Below are 5,327 nucleotides of genomic sequence, written 5' to 3'. Positions count from 1 at the left end.
GTTTTAAATAAATGACACGCAATCGGCATGCCCTGATTATTCCGCACATCGCCTAGACGAGCTTGGCGAACATGCGCGCGTTATCCCTGAGATGCGAGAATCCGTAATGTTCATAGAAGGCGGCGGCCATAACGTGTTCTACGGCGCATTGTTTCCGGTACGCGCCGGCCAACGGTCGGCCAAAGAGACATCAACGTCATCATCTGAACCATCCGAAAATTTGCCGATGCTGTCGAGCCGTCCGCGCGTCTCGTTCCTCCCGCCGAAATACGGGATGCGGCTTATGGGCGCACCCCACTGGATTCATCCCGGCAACCGCAGGATTGGCGGATTACCATCTCGGCGTTCACAAGTTGGAGGTCGGGTGTGTCTTCGGGGCTGAGGGCGGCGTCGACCGCGCATCGGGCGATGGCCTGCGTGTCCTGTTTCATGACGGTCAGGCGCGGCCAGGTATATTCCGATTCGATGGTGCCGTCGAACGAGATCAGGGCGACATCCTCCGGAATGCGCGGTCCGCATTCGTGGATGGCTCTCAGGGCTCCAAGCGCTTCAAGGTCGGAGGACGCGAAGATGGCGTCCGGACGGTCCGACGAACGCAACGCCTTCAAAGTGGCTTTGTATCCGCCCTCTCTGGAATAGGAGGAAGTATATACGGGCCCGACAGGACGGCCGGCGTCCTGATGGGCTTTTATCCATCCGACCACTCTCGCGTCGCGAGAGGTGATGTCCAGACCAAACAACATGGCGACTTTCCGACGGCCATGTTCGAACAGATGATTCACCGACCGGACCACGGCATCGGCCATATCCGTGGAAACACATTTGACCCCCGACAATGGATGCGGACGGTCAAGCAGGATTATCGGGCAGCTCGCAGTCGACAGCGAACCTATCTCCCCGTCCCCCAGCGTGGATGAGACGAAGATCGCGTCCACGCCGCGGTCCGTCAGCTCGTCGATTCTGCGGCGCTCCAGCTCCGCGTTTCCGTGTGAGGTGTTCAGGATGAGCGCGTGCCCCCGCTCGTTGGCGAGATGCTCGACGTCATTGATGAGCTGCGCGAAATACGGGTTGGAGAAATCGGTGATGATCATCCCCAGCATCTTCGCCGAACCGCTTTTCAGAGCTCTGGCAATCAGGTTCGGATGGTATCCGAGCTTCTCCGCCGCCTCCCGGACCCGAAGCTCGGTGGCCCGCGACACCTTCTTCGGACCGCCATTGAGAACATAGCTCACCGTGGCGGTCGACACTCCCGCCAATCTGGCCACATCGCTCCTGGTGACCCTGGATGGCCCGCCGTCAATCGAATTGGTGTCCGGCATGATTCCCCCGCTCCCTGAAAAGACGTTCACTTGAATTTATACCACACCCACGTGCGACAGCCAATAGTTACACGAATAACTCACAAGTTGCGCACATCGCATGAAATAAAGCCATTGAGTACATAAAAAGCCTGAAAGCAAGGGAGTAAATGTCAAAGACACGCCGATTTTACAAGATTGGTTACTCGTGTAAATATATGTATCAGTCCCGTCAGGGACCGCAGAGGCGATGAAGCCCTCGAAGAAGGAAAGACAACGAAGAGGTTGACATGAACAAGATGAAAAGAACCATGGCCGCCGCACTCGGCTGCATCCTGGCCGTCTCAGGTCTGACGGCATGCGGATCGTCCCAATCCGACGGAGCGGAGACGCTGGAATACATGGGCGCGCCGGCGACCGGCACGCCGCAGCGCAAGGCCATCGAAAAACTCGTCGCGAAGTTCGAGAAGGCCAATCCGAACACCAAGATCAAACTGGTGACGGGCACTTCGTCTTACGAGTCCGACATCAAGGTCCGCCTGTCCGGCAATAATGCCCCCGACATCTTCAACACCCATGGATGGTCCCGAGACCGCTACGCCAACTTCCTCGAACCCCTGCAGAACCGCTCCTGGGCGAAGAACGTGAGCCCGGTGATCGACTCCTCCATCAAGAACGACAAGGGCGAGTTCTTCGCGCTTCCCATGCAGATGGCCGTAACCGGCATCACATACAACGCCACGGTGCTCAAGAAGGCCGGAGTCGACCCGTCGGGCATCGCCAGCTGGGATGATTTCTCCGACGCCTGCGCGAAGGTGACGGCGACCGGCGCCGCGTGCATCGGCGCCTCCGGCAAGGAGAACTGGACCGTGGGCCAGATCGTCGACTATTCGGCCTACGGAATGTTCTCCGATTCGGAACTGAAGAACATGAGGAACGGCGAATTCGAATCCGGCCCGTACCAGAAGCTGGCGTCGATGATCAGGAAATGGGCCGAGGAGAAGTATTTCAACGTCGACTACACCGCGGCGACCTCCGACGACCTGTCGAAGATGCTGGCGAACGACACCCTCGCGTTCACCTTCCAGGGAATAAGCGTCGCCTCCAATGTCACCAACTATAACCCCGACGTGAAGCTTGGCTTCATCCCGTACCCGTCCGGGAACGGCGACCCGTACATCGTGTCCGGCGAGGACTACGCCCTCGGCGTCTCCAAGACCAGCAAGCACAAGGACGCCGCCCTGAAGTTCATCGATTTCATGGCGCAGCCCGAGAACTACCAGGTCTACACGGACGCCACGGCGTCGGTCCCCGCGGTCAAGGGAGTGAACGCGCAGCTCGGCGTCATGTCCGACAGCTACGACACCTGGATCACGAAGAAGAGCACCGAGACCGTGCCCGTGTTCGACAGGGTCTACCTGCCGAACGGCATCTGGAACACCATGTGCACCACGACCGACGGACTGGTCACCGGACAGATGGACGCGGCCGGGGCCACCGGCCAGATGAAGACCCAGTTCGAAAGCCTGTCCTCCTCCAAGTGAGCCGGACCACCAAGGCCAACGACACGTCGAAACGGTGAAAGGAACAAAAATGGAAGGGAAATCCACGGTGGGGCGGGAAAGACTCCGCCGCCATCTCGCAGGCTCGTCGGTCAATCTGTTCTACGTGCCGGCGCTGATCCTGGTGACGGTGTTCTCCGTCTACCCGCTGTTCTCGGGCTTCGCCCTGTCCCTGACCGACTGGGACGGACTGAATCCGGAAAAGACGTTCGTGGGCCTGGCGAACTACGTCACCATGCTGCACGACGCCAATTTCCGCACCATCCTGATCAACACGCTGATCTATGGCGTCGGCAGCACCATCATCCAACAGGTCCTGGGCCTGACACTGGCTCTGCTGCTCAACTCGAAGATCAAGGGACGCAACGCGTTGCGCGCCATAATCTACCTGCCGGCACTGGTCTCCGCCGTGATCATGGGCACGATGTACTACCTGATCTTCCAATACCAGCAGGGAGCGCTGAACACGATCCTCTCCGCGTTCGGATTGCAGAAGGTGGTCTGGTTCAACAATCCGACCACGGCGGTGGTCATCATCCTGCTGGTGAACTCCTTCCAGTTCTGCGGGACCTCGATGATCATCTATCTGGCTGGACTCCAGGGAATGGACCAGTCCGTCGTGGAGGCCGCCAGTCTTGACGGAGCCACGGGATGGACGAAATTCTGGAACATCACCATGCCGATGCTGATGCCGGCGTTCTCGACCTCGGTGGTCCTCAACCTCATCGGAGGTCTGAAGCTGTTCGATGTGATCAAGGTGCTCACGGGCGGAGGGCCGGGCTATTCGACCCATTCGATCTCCACCTACATCAGCTCCGTGTACTTCGACAACCAGAACGCCGGATACGCCTCGGCGATCGGCGTGGTCCTCTTCATCATCATCGCCGTGGTCACCGGCCTGATAAACAAAGGCCTGGACAAGCTCGGATGGGAGTCCTGAACATGAAGAACCATGACAACCACGTCTTCACACGTGGATTCGCATACCTGTTCCTCGGCATCGTGTGCCTGCTGCAGCTGCTGCCGTTCTGGCTGGCCATCTGCACGGCATCCAAGCCGGCGACCGACCTGTCTTCCACGCTGGTGCCCCGCACGAAGAACATCGAGTGGAGCAACTTCACCCTGGCCATCACCGAAGGCGGAGTGCTGCGGGCCATGATCAACAGCGCCATCATCACCGTCTGCGCCACGGTACTGACCTGCGTGATCGGCGCCATGGCGGCATATCCGCTGGCGCGCAGACTCAGCAGATTCAACAAAGCGGTCTCCACTGTGATTCTCTCGCTGATGATGATTCCGCCATTGAGCGTGCTGGTCCCCGTGTACTCCATGATGGTGAGAATCGGCGGCGTGAACACCTACTGGGGCATCATCCTGCTATCGACCGCGGGCAACCTGCCCCTCGCCATCTTCCTGTACACGTCCTTCATCAAGGCCATCCCGGAATCCATCGACGAGGCGGGGATGATCGACGGCGCCAACCGCGCCACCATCTTCTTCAGGCTGATCATGCCGCTGCTCAAACCGGTGACCGCGACGGTGATCATCATGACCAGCGTCGGTGTCTGGAACGAATACGCCATGTCCAACTACCTGCTCACCGACCAGGCCTACCAGCCCATCGCGCCGCGCATCGCGTCGTTCTTCGCCCAGCAGAGCAGCAACATGGGCGTGGGAGCCGCAGCCGCGCTCATCAGCGCGTTGCCGATCGTGGTGGTCTACCTGTTCTTCCAACGCTACTTCATCGCCGGCATGGTCGCCGGATCGCAGAAGTAACACGAAAAAAGGGCAGCGTACCGACCGTCACTGTGGGCCGGGGAGCCTCCATACGTTTCCGGAGGCGACACCCCGGCCCACGTCACCATCAAAGAAGGAGAAGCCATGTTCTTTCCACGAAAAGACCACGACGACGAAGCGACCTACCTGTTCTTCGCCGACACCCAGCTAGAAAATCACATCCCCGACGTCATAGCATGCCTTGCCACGGACGATCCGGAATCGTTGGACAGCGGATTCAACCAGTCCCCACGTCCATCGGCGCTCCTCATGGAGCACTCGCGCGGCCTGTTCTCCCGCCCAGGGCTCATCGGATACCGGATCCAGAACGGTGGATCCGGCGACCATGCGGGAGTCGAGGCCGGAGCCGGATGGTCGACTAGGTTCGCGCTCGACGATGTGGCCGAGTCGGATGACGGCGGCCTGATCATGCACGCGTCCGACCATGACGCGGAACTGGAGCTCGCCACGGAGATCGAGCGGATGACGGGCGGGGCCCTGCGCATACGCCATACCCTACGCAACACGGGGGCCGGAACCTACATGTTGGAGCGTCTCGACGTCAGTGTGCCGATCGATCCGGAATGCTGCGAGATTCTCGACTTCTCAGGACGCCACATGAACGAGCGCAATCCGCAGCGGCACCGGATCCAAGACGGCAACTGGGTGCGCGAGTTCCGCCGCGGGAAGC

General features: G+C 59.8%; 5 protein-coding genes. 4 read left to right on the top strand and 1 reads right to left on the bottom strand.

The genetic code is table 11. The features are described from left to right. Window positions 1–281 precede the first annotated feature (281 nt). The gene (locus tag ACR0P8_RS08480) at window positions 282–1,319 is read right to left on the bottom strand and encodes a LacI family DNA-binding transcriptional regulator (protein WP_432624657.1); all 1,038 of its coding nucleotides are present in this window, start codon (window positions 1,317–1,319) and stop codon (window positions 282–284) included. Between the two features lie 269 nt (window positions 1,320–1,588). Between ACR0P8_RS08480 and ACR0P8_RS08475 the strand changes: the two genes are divergently transcribed. From ACR0P8_RS08475 to ACR0P8_RS08460, 4 genes are all read left to right on the top strand, one after another. Beyond that, window positions 1,589–2,842 (top strand): ABC transporter substrate-binding protein, encoded by a 1,254-nt coding sequence (locus ACR0P8_RS08475; RefSeq protein WP_432624656.1) that lies wholly within the window; start codon window positions 1,589–1,591, stop codon window positions 2,840–2,842. Between the two features lie 49 nt (window positions 2,843–2,891). Further along, on the top strand, window positions 2,892–3,800 hold the full coding sequence (locus ACR0P8_RS08470; RefSeq protein ID WP_432624655.1) for a carbohydrate ABC transporter permease: 909 nt from the start codon (window positions 2,892–2,894) through the stop codon (window positions 3,798–3,800). A 2-nt stretch (window positions 3,801–3,802) separates the two neighbouring features. Further along, the gene (locus ACR0P8_RS08465) at window positions 3,803–4,636 is read left to right on the top strand and encodes a carbohydrate ABC transporter permease (RefSeq protein ID WP_432624654.1); all 834 of its coding nucleotides are present in this window, start codon (window positions 3,803–3,805) and stop codon (window positions 4,634–4,636) included. Window positions 4,637–4,741: 105 nt separating this feature from the next. Continuing rightward, window positions 4,742–5,327, top strand: a 586-nt coding sequence (locus ACR0P8_RS08460) for a glycoside hydrolase family 36 N-terminal domain-containing protein (protein ID WP_432624653.1), incomplete at its 3' end; no start/stop codon positions are given.

This window comes from Bifidobacterium sp., assembly GCF_050874245.1.
Lineage (GTDB): Bacteria > Actinomycetota > Actinomycetes > Actinomycetales > Bifidobacteriaceae > Bifidobacterium.
The sequence above is the reverse complement of the archived record's forward strand: the minus strand, read 5'-3'. Positions and strand labels throughout refer to the sequence as shown.

Coding starts and splice junctions, on each gene's coding strand:
- ACR0P8_RS08480 (WP_432624657.1), bottom strand. CDS start 1,319: ATGCCGGACACCAATTCGATTGACGGCGGGCCATCCAGGGTCACCAGG.
- ACR0P8_RS08475 (WP_432624656.1), top strand. CDS start 1,589: ATGAACAAGATGAAAAGAACCATGGCCGCCGCACTCGGCTGCATCCTG.
- ACR0P8_RS08470 (WP_432624655.1), top strand. CDS start 2,892: ATGGAAGGGAAATCCACGGTGGGGCGGGAAAGACTCCGCCGCCATCTC.
- ACR0P8_RS08465 (WP_432624654.1), top strand. CDS start 3,803: ATGAAGAACCATGACAACCACGTCTTCACACGTGGATTCGCATACCTG.